Source organism: Ignavibacteriales bacterium, from assembly GCA_026390795.1.
In the GTDB taxonomy this organism is placed as follows: Bacteria; Bacteroidota; Ignavibacteria; order Ignavibacteriales; family Melioribacteraceae; genus Fen-1258.
This window is the reverse complement of record JAPLFG010000005.1, coordinates 227514-244898: the sequence shown is the minus strand read 5'-3', so window position 1 is coordinate 244898 and position 17385 is coordinate 227514. Positions and strand designations below refer to the sequence as shown.

Here is a 17385-nt window from a genome sequence, read left to right as displayed (position 1 = left end):
GAATCCAATCGTAATAGTTAGTTTAGTCCAAAATGTTTATTAGATGATGAGTGAGAATATTGATTTACAGAATATCATAATTTTAAATTAGGAGATTGAGAACATGGAAGTAAAAATCGAAAATGGAAAGCTTCTTATAAGCATTGATTTGCAGGAACCAACACCAAGTGCTTCAGGAAAAACTTTAGTAGTAGCAACTACACACGGCAATACTACAACGCAATGTCTCGTTGATGGTAAAAATGTGATAATTGGTCTGAACGCTTATATCAAAAAATAATCGTAGAACTTAATTTTTGCTTTGATCCGCTATTCTCATTAAAAGATAATTGTTAAGAGAAAATTATACTACCAAATACTTTTGAAAAATTTAAATCCGATCAGTACCAGCATTATAATCAGATACAATCTTAAAAATATCATGGCAAATTTTACCATAGGAGTTGTTTTTACTTGCGGCATCTTCAACCTCTGATTGATTTTTTTTAATCTGCTCCTGCTAAAATATCTTTATCTTTAATGACGCCTAGAAGTTTATCATGTCTGTCAACAATCGGGATCATTCTGTAATGATACTTGGCAAATAATTCTTCAAGATCATCTCTAAGATCTTCCTCTTCAGCAGTTACTACCGGAGAAACCATTATATCTGCCAACGTAGTTTCATCCGGTGCAATTACAAGTTCTCTTAAATCAACTACGCCAAGAAGAGTATTATCTTCCGGTGCGATTACATAAATGTAAGATATATTACTTCGATCAACATCCGAATTTTTTAATGACTTTAAAATTTCACCGGTTGTCTTTTCTTTTGGTGCTGCAAGATAATTTGAAGTCATCATCACGCGGGCAGTTTCTTCTTTTTCCGATAGTATCTTGCTAATCTTCTCTGCATCTGCTATGGGTACTAATTGTATTAATTCAATTACATCATCGTTTGGAAGAACTGAAAACAAATTAGCGAGTTGAGGAATTGACATCTCGGATAAAATATTTTGTGCTCTTTCCTTGCGTAGATTAGACATCAATTGTCTTTTAGCCCGTGGTTCAGCTTCAATCAATGTTTCTGCTGCAGTCTCTGAATCAAGAGCAGAAAAGACAGCCTGCTGTTCTTCGCCTGAAAGTTCTTCCAACGCATCTGCAAGATCTTCCGCGGGCAATTCTTTGATTTGATTTCTTGTAATTGAAAGTGAGACCTTATCTTTGCTTCCAGCATCTTCTAGAGATAACGGCTGAACATATTTCCATGGTATCAACTGATCTTTCATTACTCTTATTCGTCTGAATCCCCACTTTCGTAAAAATCCATTGAAAGAAATATCAACATGAACGATTATCATTTTTTCTTTTGTTTCAAGAAGATGAACATCATTTACAACTTCAATTCTTCTTCCATCCATATCAAGAATTGTTCTGCCGATCAAATGCTCATTTACTAAAATCCATCCGGGCTGATCAACAAAAGGCGGATAAGTTTTTCCTTCTTCAAGTTTCTGAACAAAAATTGCATCATCTTCAATCTTTATAACTTTATCCCATTGAACAAATTCTGTAGGTTTTCCCCAACCATGTTCGATGTAAATTCCAATTGCTTCGGGGAATGGTTCGCTAAGCTTAAATACAATATCTGTAACCTTTCCGATTTTGTCTTTAATCTTTCCGGCGCAAACTGGCAGTTTGATAAGCTCGAGAAAATTTAAAAATCTAAATTCTTTTGTACCCGATGGCAACTCATGCATCTTAATAGTATGATTATTTAATTGTGCCATAAATTTTCTCCTACACTAACTTAATAAATTCGGGAAATAGGATAGTTAGGCCGAACAGTGTTGAGATAAGAACTACAAAAATTGTAATGCCCCAGTTAATAATATTTTGTGTCCGGGTGTTTTTGTATTCGCCCATCAAATTTTCATCATTCAAAAGCAAAATTAGAAACATTAACGCCGCGGGTAATAACGTAACGGCTACAACCTGAACGAACATTGTAATTGTAATTAGCGGTGCACCGGGAATTAGCACAATAGCGCCTGCTGTTGTCAATGTTCCTAAGTAAACAACATAAAACCAAGGTGCGTCCTTAACGCTTTTATTAAGTGAGTGCGCCCAGCCAAATACTTCTCCTACCGCCCAAGATGTTGAAAGCGAGATACACAAAGCGCCAAGAAATCCAGCATCGAAAAGACCGATTGCGAATAATCTCCGTGCCCAATCTCCCTGCCCGTGTGGAAGTAAAGGAACTAAAGCATCTGCCGATTGTTTTGCATCTTGAATGATTATTTGTGGAGAGTGATAATAAAATGCGGCGCCTGTAACGATAATAATAAAAACTGCAACAATACCGGTTAATGTTGAACCTGCAAGCGTGTCTATCTTTCCATATTTAATATCTCTAACATCCATTCCTTTATCAACAACTGCACTCTGTTGAAAAAATATTTGCCATGGTGTAATTGTAGTTCCAATATTTGCCATCACAATAAAAATTAAGTCTTGAGTTAAGCCGCCGGGAAATTTCGGATTGATAAAACCATCCGCAACTGCACCCCAGCCCGGTGCTGTAGGCGTGTCCATAGCCCATAATGCTGCAGGTATATAAACAAGATTGAAAACGCAAAACAATAGTGTAATTTTTTCGAACGTCCAATATTTACCGGAGAGAACGACCAGCATCAAAATTGCTGTAACAAATAGAAATGTAATCCACGGAGGAACACCAAACATCAGCATTGCTTCTGTCATGCCGATATACTCTGTAACCAGAGTAAGCCAATTAACTACTGCAAGATCAAAAATTGAAAACCAACCCCAAAATTTTCCGAAACCGTCAAAGATTGCTTCTGCATGACCGCGTTTTGTTACTGCACCCAAACGAACAGTCATTTCTTGAATAAAATATGCCATCGGTATAAGAATGAAAAATACCCAAAGCAAATTGAACCCATACTTTGAACCGGTTACCGCATAAGTTGATATGCCGCCCGCATCATTATCGGCAACCATCGTTATTATACCGGGACCTATAACAGCAAAGAGTAATATTGTGCGGCGCTTGAATCTGCTTAGATAATGTATGGTTTTGCTTATCCAGAACATTAAGGTGCTTCCCCAAAGGAAATTATTGGAGTTTCTTTAACTGGCAATTTTAAATTGCAATTTAGTTAATGATATTTAGTAGACAAAGTAAAATTGTTCTAGATTTATGAAAATCTACCTTTTTTTATTCTGAAAAAGTTTTAGGAACTCATCATTATTTTTTTCTAACTGGTTTATCTTTTCCGCCTCATCATTCTTTACAGAAGATTTTTCGGTTTCTCTATAAAAATCATCCGCTGATATTACCTTACAGCCGCAAACTTTTCCGAAGTTCATTAAACTATGATCTGAAGTTACAAGGGTTATCAATCTTGGATTGGAAGAGATTTCAATTTCTTTTCTAATAAAGTTATCGGATGGCTGATTAAAGGAATACGTTATTTTTCCTTTTGAAATTGATAGAGGGAGATTCGGATGCCCATCCAAATGAAGTGAAAGCTTTACCTTCTTGCCTGCAAAATGTCTATTAAGAAAATAAATTAATTGTTCACGGCTGGCCTGTTTATCTTTTTTTTGAATTTGCTGTAATGATTTTATCCGACCTATTAAATTATTTCCATCTATTATGTAGTAGTTCATCGAATATTATTTTCCCTAATTCTACTCATTGGAAGTTTCTTTAAATACAGAACTAATATATGGAATTGGAAGTACTCATATTTATCCCAACGTGTAACTCGGCGAATAATTATTCGGGCTGATTATCAAAAATCGTATGCATAAAAACCGTGCCAGCACCCAATTTTCGTTGCTTTAGGGACATTAATGCCGTAAATTTGAAACCAGAATGATGCACCTTTACTTCACAAAATTGAGCGGCGCCGGTAACGATTTTATTTTGTTTGATAAAAAAATCAATCCGGAAGTTGAATTAACATCGGAAGTCATTAATAAACTGTGTAAAAGACGCACTGGTATTGGTGCCGATGGTGTTCTCTTGATCTCTGACCTTACTGGTTACGCGTTTGAGATGAAATACTTTAATTCAGATGGATCGACCGGAAGTTTATGTGCAAACGGCGCAAGATGTGCTATTAGATATGGAAATATAAGCGGCAGATTTGCTGAAGATGAGATCAAATTTATAGCAAATGATATTGAATATTCCGGACAAGTATTAAAAAACGGAGAAATTAAGTTCTTTCTTAATAATCCGAAAAAGATGAAACAGAATTTCAAGATTAAAGCCGCTAATCAGTTAATTCCGGCATCTTATGTTGATACTGGTTCACCGCATATTGTAATAAAGATAAACGATGTTCTTAGAAATCCGGCAGAAGCAAATTCTTTCTATACTGATATAAATGACTTTCCAGTTTTTGAAATTGGGAGAGAAATTCGTTATCACAAAGATTTTGCACCCGAAGGAACCAATGTTAATTTTGTTCAGCTTAATAACAACGAAATTAGAATTAGAAGTTATGAACGGGGCGTTGAAGAAGAGACTCTTTCTTGCGGCACCGGGTCCGTTGCTTCGGCGTTAATTTCTTTTGTTCAAAATAATTTTAATCCGCCGATTAAAATTCACCCGCAAAGCGGTGATGTGTTAACGGTAGATTTTAAAATTGAGAATCAGAAAGTGCAGGAACTCTCTTTAACTGGACTTGCAGAAATAATTTTTAAGGGAGAATTATTAATATAATATAATCGAGGAGCTCAATGAGTAAAGTAATTTTTTCCATTCGTTATAATGTTTTTCCGGAAAAACGAGAAGAATACCTGGATGTAGTTCGTGAATTAAAGAATTTGGTAAAGGCAGATGGTTTAGAAAATTATTCGGTATTTGAACAGAAAAATAAACCGAATAACTTTGAGGAGATATATATTTTTAAAAGTAAAGAATCGTATGAGAATTTTGAAGACAATACCGACGAACGCATAGATATTCTAATGACAAAACTTTCCGATATGATCAAAGAGCAGTCAACACAATATACTACCTTGTTTGAAGTGAACAACGTTTAATTGTTCATATCTTTCATTTAATTGGATTAATTCACGCCAGATTGATCCGGGAATTTAAATGTTTGAATACATTGGTGCATTACATATCCATTCAGTTTATTCTGATGGCTCGGGCGAAGTTAAAGATATTGCTCAGTTTGCAAACGAATCCGGGCTTAATTTTATCTTACTTACCGATCATAATACTTTGCGGGCACTTCATGAAGGATTTGAAGGCTGGTACGGTAAAACACTTCTGCTTGTCGGTTGTGAAATAAACGACAAGGAGAACAAAAATCATTATCTCGCTTTTGGTATTAACGAGGCTTATTCTACTCGAATTTCCGCAAAAGAATATGTTAGTAAAGTAAAAGAAGCTGGCGGAATCGGTTTTATTGCGCACCCGAATGAAAAAAGATCCTCCATGAAAGAGCATCCGGCTTATCCATGGACAGAATGGAGTTCCGAAGACTTCACTGGAATTGAAATTTGGAATCATATGTCTGAATGGATGGAAGGACTTACCGAACAAAATAAATACAATTATTTTTTACACCCGCTTAAATCAATCTCGGCCCCTCCAAGTGACACTCTTGAAATATGGGATAAACTAAACCTAAAACGGAAAGTAGTTGGTATTGGCGGAGTAGATGCACACGCTCATAAAGTTAATGTATTCGGCTTTGTGGAAATGGAAGTTTTTCCCTACAAAGTTTTATTCAAATCAATTAGAACGCACATACTTCTCAAAGAAGAAGTCGAAATTTCAACCGACTCAGTATTAATCAATTCAGCAAAAAAACAGATTTATAAAGCTCTTGAAGAGGGCAGATGTTTTGTCTCCAATTCCTATCATGGTGATGCAAAAGGATTTAGATTTACAGCGGAAGAAGGAGAGAATATTTACCAGATGGGAGAAACGATACCTCTTTTGAATGACTTAAAATTGCGAATTCAAACTCCTAAACAGAATGTAAAGATCAAAATCATTAAAAACGGCGAAGAAATTTTTTCAATAAACGATTCATTTACTCAATTTTTGGTTAAAGAAAAGGGCGTTTATCGTGTAGAAGTCTACATAAACCAAAATGCATGGATTTTTTCAAATCATATTAGAATTGGTCTATAATTTTTCTTAGATTTCGCCCCGAATTTTTAGATTTATCAACAAACGAGGTTAAAAGTGTTAGAGAGAAGAAAAAAGATTACTAAAAAACAAATGAAAGAAGACAAACTTGTTACAAGTTATTACACCATTAAAAATTTTTTTCTTGAAAACCAGGCCCGGATATTAATTGGTGTTGCTGCAATTGCATTGGTAGCAGTTGGAGTTACACTTTTTATGAATAAAAGGGCAAGCGATAATAAAATTGCTGCCGGTCTTCTCGCAAAATTAATTCCGTTGTATGAATCAAGTGCATTTAAAGATGCTATTGATGGACAGCCCTCCTCAAACACAGTCGGTTTGAATAAAATTGTTGATCAATACGGCAGCACAGAAAATGGCGAAACAGCTAAAATTTATCTTGCAAACGCTTATTCGATGCTCGGAAAAAATGAAGAAGCTTACAAAATGTTCAATGATTATTCAGGTTCAAATCCATTATTCAAAGCCACATCTCTTGCGGGTAAAGGCGGAGTACTAGAATCGAAAAAGGAATTTGACAAAGCAGCAGATTTATACCAAGAGGCAGCAAAAATTTCTAAGAGCAATCCAGCAAATGCAGAATATCTGTTAAGAGCAGGAGTAAACTTGCTCAATTCTGGAAAGAAAGACGAAGCAAAAACGGTGTTTGAAATGATCAAAAAAGATTATAAAACAAGCGCTGCTTTTTCTGAGATCGACCGGTATATCATTCAAATTGAGAGCTAATTCAATTTTCGTAAGCAATTCATTTAATCCCATCCTTGATTTTAGATCGAGCGGTGGCTATATTTTAATAAGTTAGAAGGATTAAAATTTTTATGGCAGATACTTCCGATTTCAGAAATGGTCTTATCATTAAGTATAAAAATGAGCCGTATGTAATTGTAGAATTCCAGCACGTAAAGCCGGGTAAAGGCGGTGCGTTTGTTAGAACCTCATTGAAAAATTTGAAAACAGGCCGTGTATTGGATAATACTTTCCGTTCCGGTGAAGGTGTTGAAATTATTCGAGTCGAAAGAAGAAAATATCAATATCTTTTTAGAGAAACCGGCGGACTGGTTCTAATGGATAATGGAACTTATGAACAAATGACTGTTGCCGAAAGCGTAATTGGAGAAGGACAAGTTTATTTGAAAGAAGGTGTTGAGATCGAACTTTTACTTGACGACAAAGATCAAATTATCACTGCAGAAATTCCAATTTTTGTTGCGCTTAAAGTAGTTGAAACCGAACCAGGCTTCAAAGGAGACACCGCAAACAGTGCACTGAAGCCTGCAAAACTTGAAACAGGGGCAAAAATAAACGTTCCACTGTTTATCAACGAAGGTGATGTTCTTAAAGTTGATACAAGAACAGGTGGATATGTCGAACGAGTTAAAAATTAAGAGTGACGGCATGGACATAAATCTTCTCAAAAAGCTCATTAAATTAGTTGAGCAAAGTGAAATCACCGAATTTGAAGTCGCTGAAGGTGATCTCAAAGTAAAAATTTCCAAAAATCTAAATCAAGTTCAGTATCAACCGGCTGGTGATTATTCAAGGCAATTAGTTCTATCGCAATCCCCGGTAATAACCGAAGTTGATGCGAAAACTATTACACCTGCCGAAAAATCTTCAAAACTTCATGAAGTAAAATCTCCTATAGTTGGAACATTTTACCGCGCTCCGGCACCTGATGCAGATCCTTATATTCAGGTTGGTGATGTTGTTACTGCCGGTTCGGTTCTTTGCATTGTTGAAGCAATGAAACTGATGAATGAAATTGAATGTGACGTTAGCGGAAAAATTGTAAAAATTCTAGTTGAAAACGCCACTCCAGTTGAATATAATCAACCTCTATTTCTGATTGAGACTGCGTAGTGTTATCAAACTTTCAAGAGGAAATTTTGTTTAAGAAAATTTTAATCGCTAATCGCGGTGAGATAGCACTAAGAATTATTAGAACTTGCAAAGAGTTGGGAATACCCACTGTTGCAGTTTATAGTGAAATTGACCGTGATTCTCTCCATGTAGTTTTTGCAGACGAAGCTGTTTGCATTGGCCCTGCACCAAGTAATCTAAGTTACCTAAAAGTTAGTAGCATCCTTTCCGCAGCCCAGATAACAGGTGCAGATGCTATTCATCCTGGTTATGGATTCCTTGCTGAGAATGCAGATTTCAGCGAGATCTGTGCCGAATCAAATATTAAATTCATAGGTCCTTCACCAGATTCAATCCGGAAAATGGGTGATAAAGCATTTGCAAAAGAGACAATGAAAAAAGTCGGCGTTCCAGTTGTTCCCGGAAGTGCCGGTGTAGTACATGATGTTGAAGAAGCAAAGAAAATTGCCGCAGAAATAGGTTATCCTGTTATGATGAAAGCATCTGCGGGAGGAGGCGGTAAAGGAATGAGAATTGTTTGGGATGAAAGCGAAATTGAAAAAGCATTTCAAACCGCCGGCAATGAAGCCGGAGCCGCATTCAATAATGCAGATCTTTATTTAGAGAAGTACATTGAAAATCCACGCCACATTGAAATACAAGTTTTATGCGACACTCACGGAAATTTTTATCAGTATGGTGAAAGAGACTGTTCAATTCAACGAAGACATCAAAAATTAATTGAAGAATCTCCATCACCGTTTATTACCAATGAGGTTAGAAAAAAAATGGGCGAAGCTGCACTTCTTGGAGTTCGTTCTGTAAATTATGAAGGTGCCGGCACAATTGAATTCCTAGTTGATAAGCACCAGAATTTTTATTTCATAGAAATGAACACAAGAATTCAAGTTGAGCATCCGGTTACAGAAATGGTTCGTAATTTTGATCTGGTAAAAAATCAAATATTGATTGCTGCTGGTCGCCCAATAGAAGACAAACCGCTCGAACCCCGCGGACATGCAATTGAATTTAGGATTAATGCTGAAGACCCAGATCATAATTTCAGACCATCTCCGGGTCGAATTGAGTATTTACATTTTCCCGGCGGCTTTGGCGTCAGAATCGATTCTCATGTTTACAACGATTATGTAATTCCTCCAAACTATGATTCATTAATTGCGAAGATGATTGTTTGGGGAACGGACCGGAAACATGCTATTAATAGAGCAAGACGTGCATTAGAAGAATTCAAAATTGAAGGTATCAAAACCACAATCCCATTTCATATGAAAGTTCTAGAAAATGAAAAATTTATCGAAGGTGATTTTGATACTTCATTCATAGATAAACACATTAATATCAACTAAAGAGGTAATTATGAATATTCCAGAAAATCTTAAGTATACCAAGGACCATGAGTGGATAAAGGTTGAAGGAAACGTTGGAACAATTGGAGTTACAGATTTTGCTCAAGGTGAATTGGGAGATATAGTTTATATTGATATTGCACCTGATTTAGCGGAAATAACTAGCGGCGAATCTTTCGGTACTATTGAAGCGGTTAAAACAGTAAGTGATATGTATGCTCCTGTAACAGGAAAAGTCTTAGAACTGAATACAAAACTAAATGATGAACCGCAGCTTGTAAATACTGATCCTTATTCGTCCGGTTGGATTATTAAAATTGAGATTGCTGATCTTTCACAATTAGATAATCTGCTCAGTGCAGAAGCTTACAAAGCTCAACTCGGTTAATAATTTTTAGATTTATTTTTGTCCGCGATTAATTTCGCGGACAATTATTTTCCACGATACCTTAACACCTCTAAAAAAATATGACTCATCAACAAAAAATTTTAATACTCGATTTCGGTTCTCAGTATACACAACTTATCGCACGGCGGATTCGTGAAAGTAAAGTTTATTCGGAAATTCACCCGCATACTTTCCCGATTGAACTGATCAAAAAAGAAAAACCGTCTGGCATAATTTTAAGTGGCGGACCGATGAGTGTAAATGAAGAAGGTTCTCCGTCCGTATCAAAAGAGATTTTTGAACTCGGCATTCCTGTGCTGGGTATTTGTTATGGTTTGCAGCTAATGTCTAAAGTACTGGGAGGCAAAGTTGAACCAGCCGATGACCGCGAATACGGAAAAGCGCATCTGGAAATACTTGAAGATGATTTCCTATTTATGGGTGTCGATGATGGTTCTATAATTTGGATGAGTCATGGCGATTATGTGACCAAATTACCAAAAGGATTTTCAGTAACAGGAAAAACAGAAAACTCGCCGTTATGCTCAATATCTAATCCGGACAAAAAATTATATGGCATTCAGTTTCATCCGGAAGTATCACATACAAAATTTGGTAAAAGAATTTTAGAGAATTTTGTTTTTGATATATGCGGCTGTAAAGCCGATTGGACTTCACAAAATTTTATCAACTCAACTATAATTGAAGTTAAACTAAAAGTCGGCGGTAAAAAAGTTATTTGTGCTTTAAGCGGAGGAGTCGATTCATCTGTTGCCGCGGTACTAATTCATAAAGCTGTGGGTGAACAGTTGGTATGTATCCATGTAGATCATGGTATGATGCGTAAAGATGAGAGTGCGTTTATTAAAAAAATGTTCAGTGATAATTATAAAATGCATATTGATTATGTAGATGCCTCTGAACTTTTTCTTACCAAACTTGCCGGAGTCACTGATCCGGAGATAAAAAGAAAAATCATTGGAAATACTTTTATAGAAGTTTTTGATAGCGAAGCAAAGAAATTTTCTGACGCCGAATTCCTCGTTCAGGGTACGTTATATCCGGATGTAATCGAATCAGTTTCTGTTAAAGGTGCTTCTGCTACAATTAAAACACATCACAATGTTGGCGGACTACCGGAGCGGATGAATCTTAAATTAATTGAGCCGTTCAGAGAACTATTCAAAGATGAAGTGCGTGCTATTGGGCGTGAACTTAGTTTGCCGGAAATATTCATTCGCCGGCATCCATTCCCGGGTCCTGGACTTGCGGTTCGTGTACTTGGAGAGATTACAGAAGAACGGCTCGATATTCTGCGTGAAGCTGATGATATTTTCATTACTGAACTCGACAATGCAAAAATATATGATAAGATTTGGCAAGCATTTGCGGTGTTGCTTCCCATTCAAACTGTTGGTGTAATGGGTGATATGCGGACTTACGAAAATGTAATTGCTCTCCGCGCCGTTACTTCAACAGATGGGATGACTGCAGATTGGTATCGTTTTGACCATGATTTTCTGGAATTGGTATCAAATAAAATTATCCGTTCGGTACGCGGTGTTAACCGTGTAGTATATGATATAAGCTCAAAACCTCCTGCCACAATTGAATGGGAATAAATAATTACAATCATTAGCTGGAGAAAAGCAATGAAAGTAAAAGAGCTGCCAATAGACGACCGTCCGCGCGAAAAATTAATTCTGCGAGGTGTACAAAGTTTAACTGACACAGAATTAATTGCTATTCTTCTAAGAACCGGCACAAAAGGTAAAAGTGTATTACAAGTCGCTCAGGATTTAATTAAGAAATGGGACGGACTTAACAACCTCACTTCACAAACCTCCGAAGCAATACAAAAGCAGCTGGGAATTGGAAAAGATAAAGCCGCAACGCTCATTGCCGCATTCGAAATAAGCCGCAGAATTGATACTCAAAAGAAATTGTTCTCAATAAAGAAAATTGCATCGCCGAACGACATTGCAGAAATCTTCATTCCGCTACTTCGTGATAAAGTGAAAGAAGAATTTTACGTGGTATGTTTAAATTCTGCCAACAAGATTACTAAAATGGAATTGATTTCGGTTGGCAACCTAAATTCAAGTGTGGTACATCCCCGTGAAGTATTCAAAGTTGCAATTGAAAATAATTCTGCGAATATAATTCTTCTCCATAATCATCCAAGCGGAAATAGTGAACCGAGCAATGAAGATATTTCATTAACGCGCAAAATGGTGGAAGCGGGTAAGATCATGGACATACAAGTCTTCGACCATATAATTATTGCCGGGAACAAATTCACCAGTTTGGTTGAAAAACGTATTATATAAAAAAGTCAAAATATTGAATAACAACTTCATTTGGAGGAGAAAATTATTATATTTCAAATCAAAAAATTAACTCATCAAACCAAAGGAGAACTCAAATGATGAAAAGAATCATCAATTCTGCCCTTGTTGTAGTCCTTTTTGCCGGCATCATAGGATTTACCGGATGCAGCGGAGTATCGGAAGAGCAGATGGCAGAACTAGAAGCGCTTCGCTCAGAAGTTAAAGCGCTTGAAAAAGAAGTAGGTTCGTTACAAGCAGAAAAATCGGCAATTGAAAGAGAGATTGCTGAAAAGAATGCAAAGCTTGAACAATGCGCAAAAGAAAAAGCTGAAACAAAAAAGAATCTCGATAAGATCGGGATGTAATTAAAAAGTTTATAACTGACGGAGGTTTAAATGAAAGTTTACAAATTATTCTTAGCCGGCATTTTCGTTATGCTCCTCTCTGTCAATCTCTTTGCGCAAGAAAAAGAAATGACAAAAGAGGAATGGCAGAATGAAATTAACCGACTGACCGAAAGAAAAGTAGCTCTTACAACAGAATTAAATTCATTAAAAACAGAAGTTGCAAATCTCAAAAAGATGAATGCAGATTTGAAAACTTATGACGCCTGCATTGACGAACTTTATGCAATGCTTGGTGCTAAAAAAGCTGATGTTGATAACTTCAGAAGACAATTAGCCGATCTTACTTCAAAGATTGACGGTCAAGTTGCACCAAAAGCAGATCGTCAGGCAGAATTGGATGCGATGAAGAAGAATAAAATTAGTGCGCTGCCGGAATTTTTTGATAAGGTTCATAACCAGCTTCAAAGAAAACTTGATGCATGGGTAGAAGCACCAAAAGAATTAAATTATACAGTAGTTAAAAATGATAATCTCTGGAATATCGCTAAGAAAAAAGAACACTATGCAAATCCTTTTGCATGGCCTGTAATTTATAAATCAAACAGAGACCAAATTAAAAATCCGGATTTAATCTTCCCGAAACAGATCTTCAAAATTCCGTTCTTGACTGAAGAAGAAAAATCGAAATATGAGAAGATCAGAAGAAACTATAAACCGGCTCCGCCTACACAAACTCAGGCTCCGGTTAAATAAGGATTTTAAACTATTTAGAAGTGAATCATAAGTAAGAAGCCCTTTTCATTAATTGAAGAGGGCTTTTGTATTATAACGGAGGTTAATACGCAAGTAGAAAAAATTTTAAAATTGGAAAATGTAGATCTTCTTTCTTTCATGGGGGTTAATGACAACAATATTAAACCGCTCGAGGAGAGATTTACTTCAAATGTTACGGTGCGCGGAGATAATGTTTTTGTTCAAGGTGTAGCAGAAGAAGTATCGGCTATTGAAAAAGTTGTAAAAGAAATGATCTTTGTTCTTAATACGACTGGCAAACTTCAATCAAATGACGTCTATACAATTATTGACCTCACTCTTCAAGGAAAAGAAATTATAAGTGATAACGAGCTTGACAGCATAATTCTTTACTCCAAAAAAGACGTGATCAAAGCAAAAACGCCGAACCAAATAACATACATTAAAAGTGTCAAGGAAAATGATATCTGTTTCGCGATCGGTCCTGCCGGAACAGGAAAGACTTATCTTGCAGTTGCATTTGCTGTGGCTGCACTCAAAAAAGGGATAGTAAAAAAAATTATTCTTGCCCGACCCGCTGTGGAAGCGGGGGAGAGTCTTGGATTTCTTCCGGGTGATTTCAGAGAAAAGATCGATCCATATCTCCGCCCTCTTTACGATGCTTTAGAAGAGATGATTCCTGGAGAACAGTTAAAAAATTATCTTGAAAAAGGAGTTGTAGAAATTGTTCCGCTGGCTTACATGCGCGGCAGAACTTTGAATAATGCTTACGTTATTCTGGATGAAGCTCAAAACGCAACCGGTATGCAGATGAAAATGTTTTTAACACGTCTCGGTCCTAACTCAAAATCAATTGTTACTGGAGATATTACTCAGATTGATCTGCCGAGTTATTCACAAAGCGGATTAGTTCAAGTAAAAGAAATACTTCATGGAATTGAAGGAGTGGGATTTGTTTACTTTGACAAAGGTGATGTAGTTAGACATAAACTAGTTAAAGATATCATTAACGCATACGAAAAACATTATAACAATAATGGCAAAGGATCTTAAATAGAATACTATTTTTACTTTTATGAAATACTATTAAAAAACCTTCACTATTAAAATTGTATTTCATTAACCGAATATTGATTTACTCTCTTCCCAGAATTTATCCATCTCTTCAAGATTAGATTTGGTTAATGATTTCCCGCTCTCTTTTATTTTTTGCTCAATGTAATTAAACCGTTTGATGAATTTTTCATTTGTAAGCCGGAGTGCATTTTCGGGGTGAATACCTAGAAATCTTGCATAGTTAGTAAGTGCGAAGAAAACATCGCCCATTTCTTTTTCAAATTCTACCTTATCACCGGATCGTTCCATTTCATGCATCTCTTCAATTTCTTCAATCACTTTTTTCCAAACGTCTTCTTTTTTCTCCCAATCAAATCCTACTTTAGAAGCTTTCTCTTGCAGACGAAATGCGCGGGCAAGACCCGGTAAATTTTTGGGAACACCTTCAAGAAGAGAATCCCGTCCTTCCGTTAATTTTATCTCTTCCCAGTTTCTCAAAATATCTTTAGTTCCCGAGACTATTGTATCCCCGAAAACATGAGGATGGCGCCGAATCATCTTTTCGCTTATTGAATCGATCACATCATCAATTGAAAAAGTTTTATTCTCTTCTGCAATAGCAGAATGAAAAACAATGTGCAGAAGTAGATCGCCAAGTTCAGATTTAAGTTCATCATAATCTTTCAGATCGATTGCCTCGATTGTTTCGTATGTCTCTTCAAGCAAAGCCGCTTTAATTGAATCATGAGTCTGTTCTTTATCCCACGGGCATTCTTCTCTTAAGCGCTTCATAATTAGCCAAAGTTTTTCGAACTTCTCTCCTGTCATTTCTTTCTCCGATTTTGTGTGCAAAGATAATTATCGGTAATTGAATCAAGAAATTTTTCCGCAAGATTTTATCATTATTTTTTTGATATATTTAAACAGAATATTTGAGAGGTAAAAATGATTGAAAAGAAAATCAAAGAACTCACCGGTTTCGAAATAACAACACCGCCGAAACCTCTTGCAAGTTATATCCCGGCACAAAAAAGCGGCAACTTAATTTTTACATCGGGGCAGCTCCCATTTGTAAATGGGAAATTATTAGCCGAAGGAAAGATTGGATACGAAATTTCTGAGGAAAAAGGGATTGAATGCGCAAGAATGTCTGCCATAAATTGTTTAAGTGCCGTAAAATCATTGATAGGCGATCTCGATAAAATTGAACAGATTGTAAAGGTAACCGTATTTGTAAGCTCTGCTGTCGGTTATACTTCTCAACCAAAGATTGCAAACGGCGCTTCCGATTTTCTAGTACAAGTTTTTGGCGATGCAGGAAAGCATTCAAGAAGCGCGGTGGGTGTTGCAGAATTGCCTATGAATTCTCCCGTTGAGATCGAAATGATTGTAAGAGTGAATACTTAGGGAATTGATTATTGATTATTGATCATTATGCATCAATATGATCTTTCATCAGAATAAAGAAACGCAGAATTGACTTGATTATGACGCTTGGATACGATAAAATTGAGCAGTAAGATTTATTATAATTACAGAAACAAAATGAACTTTGCCGCTGTTCAAAGATAGATTTTGAAAGGGAAATGAAATGAAAAAACTTTTTCTAATACTTTTTGTTTTTGCAGTTTCGGTTTCCAATGCACAATTCCGCGATGAAGCAAACCAAAAACCGGATATCAGAAGCGGAATAGTAAAGAACAATTCGTTTGGCTCATTACTTGGATTTATAAATCCAGATAATTTCAGTATGCACCATTCTTTTGGTCTTTCATTCTCTTCATTCGGCGGTAATGGTAATATGGCTCTTGGTGTTTATACTAACAGCATGTCTTACAAATTCAACGATAGACTAAATTTGGAAACAGATATTAGTTTAGTTAATACTCCCTACAATTCATACGGACCGGAATTTTCAAAGCAGATCAACGGCGTTTATATCAGCCGCGCTCAATTAAATTTTAAGGCGTCTGATAATATGAACATTATGATTCAGTACAGAAATGTGCCCGGCGGATATTATTCTCAATACGGTTACGGCGGATTCTCTCCATTTGATAGAGGAAGTTATTTAAACAATTGGGGCTTCTGAGAAAGAGATATACTTTTTTATTAAATTGCGCACGTCTTAAAAAATATTAGAGCGCAATTATCATTGGAACAGAACAACACAAGAAAAAAAACTTCTAAATCGGCTGGTCTAAAATCATCCACACTAAATTTGATTCTTAATGTTTCAATTTTTCTTTTAGCTGCTATAATCATTTATATGGGTTATTCTATTTATTTAAAACTGGCAAATAACAAGCATATAAAAGATGATCAATTTACCGAACAGGTTGCTTCAGATATTATACAGGTAGAAGTGCTTAATGGAAGCGGAGTGAACGGTGTTGCAGACCGCTTCACTGATTTTCTCCGGAATAATAATCTCGACGTAGTTAAATCCGGTAATTACATCTCCGATGATGTTAACGAAAGTCTCGTCATTGATCGGTCCGGAAATATGGCAAATGCTTTCAAGACTGCAAAAATCCTTGGTATTAAAAAGGAAAATGTAATTCAGCAGCTCAATAAAGATTACTTTTTAGATGTCTCGATTATAGTCGGGAAAGATTATTTTAATTTAGCTCCGTTCAAATAATATTTTAGTCAATTCACGAATGATGCAGTTGATAAAATATTATGCATGGAAACAAGTTCACTCAATTAGCAAAAGAAAAGAGGCATAATTGGATCCACTAAAATTTTCAAAGATGATTGCTGAGATCATCAAAACAAAAAAAGGCTTCGACATAAATATTCTCGACCTTAGAAAACTTTCCGGTATTGCCGACTGTTTTATTGTTTGTTCGGCTGACGCCGACAGACAGGTGAAAGCAATTGCCGATGAGATTGATGATCAGCTTCACAATAAAGGAATCAGATGTTTTCACAAGGAAGGATTTGAGACTTTAAATTGGGTTATTCTCGATTACTTTGATGTCATCGTCCATGTTTTTAAGGCAGATGCACGAAGCTATTACAATTTGGAAAAACTTTGGGGCGATGCGCCTGTTATTAAAATAAAGAATGAAGTGTAGTCTTTATTAATTCC

The 17385-nt window shown here is 36.1% G+C and carries 22 protein-coding genes; 18 read left to right on the top strand and 4 right to left on the bottom strand.

What is annotated here, in order from left to right:
• The first annotated feature begins 103 nt into the window (after window positions 1-103).
• Window positions 104-280 carry a hypothetical protein gene (locus NTX65_17135; protein MCX6171062.1) on the top strand — a complete coding sequence of 59 codons (177 nt, stop codon included), beginning with the start codon at window positions 104-106 and terminating at the stop codon, window positions 278-280.
• A gap of 205 nt (window positions 281-485) precedes the next feature.
• Here NTX65_17135 and NTX65_17130 read toward each other — a convergent pair whose 3' ends face one another.
• The 3 genes from NTX65_17130 to NTX65_17120 form a co-directional block, all read right to left on the bottom strand.
• Complete coding sequence (locus NTX65_17130; protein ID MCX6171061.1) at window positions 486-1769, bottom strand: CBS domain-containing protein; 1284 nt, start codon at window positions 1767-1769, stop codon at window positions 486-488.
• A gap of 10 nt (window positions 1770-1779) precedes the next feature.
• The gene (locus NTX65_17125; GenBank protein ID MCX6171060.1) at window positions 1780-3096 is read right to left on the bottom strand and encodes an Nramp family divalent metal transporter; all 1317 of its coding nucleotides are present in this window, start codon (window positions 3094-3096) and stop codon (window positions 1780-1782) included.
• 114 nt (window positions 3097-3210) lie between these two features.
• On the bottom strand, window positions 3211-3675 hold the full coding sequence (locus NTX65_17120) for an NYN domain-containing protein (protein ID MCX6171059.1): 465 nt from the start codon (window positions 3673-3675) through the stop codon (window positions 3211-3213).
• Window positions 3676-3883: 208 nt separating this feature from the next.
• Here NTX65_17120 and dapF point away from each other — a divergent pair, with 208 nt between their 5' ends.
• The 13 genes from dapF to NTX65_17055 all read left to right on the top strand — a co-directional run bounded on the left by dapF (window position 3884) and on the right by NTX65_17055 (window position 14285).
• A complete protein-coding gene (dapF, locus tag NTX65_17115; GenBank protein ID MCX6171058.1) occupies window positions 3884-4738 on the top strand; it encodes a diaminopimelate epimerase in 855 nt (284 codons plus the stop codon).
• Window positions 4739-4755: 17 nt separating this feature from the next.
• On the top strand, window positions 4756-5061 hold the full coding sequence (locus NTX65_17110; protein MCX6171057.1) for an MFS transporter: 306 nt from the start codon (window positions 4756-4758) through the stop codon (window positions 5059-5061).
• A gap of 58 nt (window positions 5062-5119) precedes the next feature.
• A complete protein-coding gene (locus NTX65_17105) occupies window positions 5120-6169 on the top strand; it encodes a CehA/McbA family metallohydrolase (protein ID MCX6171056.1) in 1050 nt (349 codons plus the stop codon).
• 54 nt (window positions 6170-6223) lie between these two features.
• On the top strand, window positions 6224-6913 hold the full coding sequence (locus NTX65_17100) for a tetratricopeptide repeat protein (protein MCX6171055.1): 690 nt from the start codon (window positions 6224-6226) through the stop codon (window positions 6911-6913).
• A gap of 92 nt (window positions 6914-7005) precedes the next feature.
• The gene (efp, locus tag NTX65_17095) at window positions 7006-7572 is read left to right on the top strand and encodes an elongation factor P (GenBank protein ID MCX6171054.1); all 567 of its coding nucleotides are present in this window, start codon (window positions 7006-7008) and stop codon (window positions 7570-7572) included.
• Window positions 7550-8047 (top strand): acetyl-CoA carboxylase biotin carboxyl carrier protein, encoded by a 498-nt coding sequence (accB, locus tag NTX65_17090; protein ID MCX6171053.1) that lies wholly within the window; start codon window positions 7550-7552, stop codon window positions 8045-8047. Before efp ends, accB begins: the two co-directional genes overlap by 23 nt.
• Window positions 8048-8073: 26 nt before the next feature.
• A complete protein-coding gene (gene accC, locus NTX65_17085) occupies window positions 8074-9414 on the top strand; it encodes an acetyl-CoA carboxylase biotin carboxylase subunit (GenBank protein MCX6171052.1) in 1341 nt (446 codons plus the stop codon).
• 10 nt (window positions 9415-9424) lie between these two features.
• The gene (gene gcvH / locus NTX65_17080) at window positions 9425-9802 is read left to right on the top strand and encodes a glycine cleavage system protein GcvH (GenBank protein ID MCX6171051.1); all 378 of its coding nucleotides are present in this window, start codon (window positions 9425-9427) and stop codon (window positions 9800-9802) included.
• Between the two features lie 80 nt (window positions 9803-9882).
• Window positions 9883-11424 carry a glutamine-hydrolyzing GMP synthase gene (gene guaA / locus NTX65_17075; GenBank protein ID MCX6171050.1) on the top strand — a complete coding sequence of 514 codons (1542 nt, stop codon included), beginning with the start codon at window positions 9883-9885 and terminating at the stop codon, window positions 11422-11424.
• A 30-nt stretch (window positions 11425-11454) separates the two neighbouring features.
• A complete protein-coding gene (radC, locus tag NTX65_17070; GenBank protein MCX6171049.1) occupies window positions 11455-12132 on the top strand; it encodes a DNA repair protein RadC in 678 nt (225 codons plus the stop codon).
• 95 nt (window positions 12133-12227) lie between these two features.
• Entirely contained in the window at window positions 12228-12497 is a 270-nt protein-coding gene (locus tag NTX65_17065) for a hypothetical protein (protein ID MCX6171048.1), read from the top strand.
• 30 nt (window positions 12498-12527) lie between these two features.
• Window positions 12528-13232, top strand: coding sequence for a LysM peptidoglycan-binding domain-containing protein (locus NTX65_17060; protein ID MCX6171047.1), 705 nt, complete (start codon window positions 12528-12530; stop codon window positions 13230-13232).
• Between the two features lie 111 nt (window positions 13233-13343).
• Window positions 13344-14285, top strand: a complete 942-nt coding sequence (locus tag NTX65_17055; GenBank protein MCX6171046.1) for a PhoH family protein — start codon at window positions 13344-13346, stop codon at window positions 14283-14285.
• Between the two features lie 66 nt (window positions 14286-14351).
• Here NTX65_17055 and mazG read toward each other — a convergent pair whose 3' ends face one another.
• Window positions 14352-15116, bottom strand: a complete 765-nt coding sequence (mazG, locus tag NTX65_17050) for a nucleoside triphosphate pyrophosphohydrolase (protein MCX6171045.1) — start codon at window positions 15114-15116, stop codon at window positions 14352-14354.
• 117 nt (window positions 15117-15233) lie between these two features.
• On the opposite strand from mazG, the gene NTX65_17045 reads away from it, so the two are divergent.
• The 4 genes from NTX65_17045 to rsfS all read left to right on the top strand — a co-directional run bounded on the left by NTX65_17045 (window position 15234) and on the right by rsfS (window position 17371).
• The gene (locus tag NTX65_17045) at window positions 15234-15695 is read left to right on the top strand and encodes a RidA family protein (GenBank protein ID MCX6171044.1); all 462 of its coding nucleotides are present in this window, start codon (window positions 15234-15236) and stop codon (window positions 15693-15695) included.
• A 184-nt stretch (window positions 15696-15879) separates the two neighbouring features.
• Window positions 15880-16380 (top strand): hypothetical protein, encoded by a 501-nt coding sequence (locus NTX65_17040; GenBank protein ID MCX6171043.1) that lies wholly within the window; start codon window positions 15880-15882, stop codon window positions 16378-16380.
• A gap of 63 nt (window positions 16381-16443) precedes the next feature.
• A complete protein-coding gene (locus NTX65_17035) occupies window positions 16444-16932 on the top strand; it encodes a LytR C-terminal domain-containing protein (GenBank protein ID MCX6171042.1) in 489 nt (162 codons plus the stop codon).
• Between the two features lie 88 nt (window positions 16933-17020).
• Complete coding sequence (gene rsfS, locus NTX65_17030; protein ID MCX6171041.1) at window positions 17021-17371, top strand: ribosome silencing factor; 351 nt, start codon at window positions 17021-17023, stop codon at window positions 17369-17371.
• The last annotated feature ends 14 nt before the right edge of the window (window positions 17372-17385 follow it).

Coding starts and splice junctions, on each gene's coding strand:
- NTX65_17110 (MCX6171057.1), top strand. CDS start 4,756: ATGAGTAAAGTAATTTTTTCCATTCGTTATAATGTTTTTCCGGAAAAA.
- NTX65_17135 (MCX6171062.1), top strand. CDS start 104: ATGGAAGTAAAAATCGAAAATGGAAAGCTTCTTATAAGCATTGATTTG.
- NTX65_17125 (MCX6171060.1), bottom strand. CDS start 3,096: ATGTTCTGGATAAGCAAAACCATACATTATCTAAGCAGATTCAAGCGC.
- efp (MCX6171054.1), top strand. CDS start 7,006: ATGGCAGATACTTCCGATTTCAGAAATGGTCTTATCATTAAGTATAAA.
- NTX65_17060 (MCX6171047.1), top strand. CDS start 12,528: ATGAAAGTTTACAAATTATTCTTAGCCGGCATTTTCGTTATGCTCCTC.
- NTX65_17105 (MCX6171056.1), top strand. CDS start 5,120: ATGTTTGAATACATTGGTGCATTACATATCCATTCAGTTTATTCTGAT.
- gcvH (MCX6171051.1), top strand. CDS start 9,425: ATGAATATTCCAGAAAATCTTAAGTATACCAAGGACCATGAGTGGATA.
- NTX65_17045 (MCX6171044.1), top strand. CDS start 15,234: ATGATTGAAAAGAAAATCAAAGAACTCACCGGTTTCGAAATAACAACA.
- NTX65_17040 (MCX6171043.1), top strand. CDS start 15,880: ATGAAAAAACTTTTTCTAATACTTTTTGTTTTTGCAGTTTCGGTTTCC.
- NTX65_17130 (MCX6171061.1), bottom strand. CDS start 1,769: ATGGCACAATTAAATAATCATACTATTAAGATGCATGAGTTGCCATCG.
- NTX65_17065 (MCX6171048.1), top strand. CDS start 12,228: ATGATGAAAAGAATCATCAATTCTGCCCTTGTTGTAGTCCTTTTTGCC.
- NTX65_17120 (MCX6171059.1), bottom strand. CDS start 3,675: ATGAACTACTACATAATAGATGGAAATAATTTAATAGGTCGGATAAAA.
- accB (MCX6171053.1), top strand. CDS start 7,550: ATGTCGAACGAGTTAAAAATTAAGAGTGACGGCATGGACATAAATCTT.
- dapF (MCX6171058.1), top strand. CDS start 3,884: ATGATGCACCTTTACTTCACAAAATTGAGCGGCGCCGGTAACGATTTT.
- guaA (MCX6171050.1), top strand. CDS start 9,883: ATGACTCATCAACAAAAAATTTTAATACTCGATTTCGGTTCTCAGTAT.
- radC (MCX6171049.1), top strand. CDS start 11,455: ATGAAAGTAAAAGAGCTGCCAATAGACGACCGTCCGCGCGAAAAATTA.
- mazG (MCX6171045.1), bottom strand. CDS start 15,116: ATGACAGGAGAGAAGTTCGAAAAACTTTGGCTAATTATGAAGCGCTTA.